Raw genomic sequence first — 1,009 nt, forward strand, 5'->3', positions numbered from 1 at the left:
TGGTGCCTTATTTCAATATGTCGGTGTCGAGGGTGATGTTAAAGACTTAACCGATGTTATTAGCGCCGTTAAGCAAAATAAAACCTACACGTCAGTCGTCAGCGACATCATGAGCTTGGTATTATTAAAATCACCTGCTGATATGGGCGCAGATCTTGCTCTAGGTAGCACGCAGCGTTTTGGTATTCCTATGGGCTTTGGTGGTCCACACGCTGCCTATTTTGCTTTCTCTGATAAAGCAAAACGCTCAGCACCTGGACGTATCATTGGGGTTTCAAAAGACTCACAAGGTAATACCGCTCTACGTATGGCACTACAGACTCGTGAGCAGCATATCCGCCGCGAAAAAGCCAACTCAAATATCTGTACCTCACAAGTATTGCTTGCTAACCTTGCTGGCATGTATGCCGTCTATCATGGCCCAAGCGGTGTAAAGCGTATCGCTACTCGTATTCATGCATTTGCGACTGCTTTTGCTGACGTTATTAGTACTGCAGATAGCGACAATCAACTAAACGTCGTTCATAAGCAGTTTTTTGATACCGTGGTAGTTGATTGTGGCTCAGAAAAGCTTGCCACGCAAATCTTTGAGAATGCAGACAATGTTGGCTACAACTTATGGCGTTTGAGTGAAAATAAACTGGGTGTATCATTTAGTGAAATTAGTGATGAAAAAGACTTTAATGTCTTAACTCAGTTGTTTGTCAATAAATCACATGATCTACCCGAAGCGGCCTCTGTCTCTTTAAATGCAGAACATTTACGTACAGACGATATACTGACTCATCCCGTATTTAACTCGCATCATACCGAGCACGAAATGCTGCGTTACTTAAAATCGCTTGAAGATAAAGATTTGGCGATGAACCGCAGTATGATTCCACTCGGTAGCTGTACGATGAAGCTAAACGCTACAAGCGAGATGTTACCTATTACGTGGCCTGAATTTGCAAACGTGCATCCTTTTGCACCGCGTGACCAAGTCGGTGGCTATATCGATATGATTGAT

1 pseudogene is annotated in these 1,009 nt (G+C 43.3%); it reads left to right on the forward strand.

From position 1 onward, the window contains the following. A pseudogene (locus tag ACS8FD_RS16950) lies at positions 1–1,009 on the forward strand (glycine dehydrogenase (aminomethyl-transferring)); the annotation flags it as partial.

Source organism: Psychrobacter sp. 1U2, from assembly GCF_051847575.1.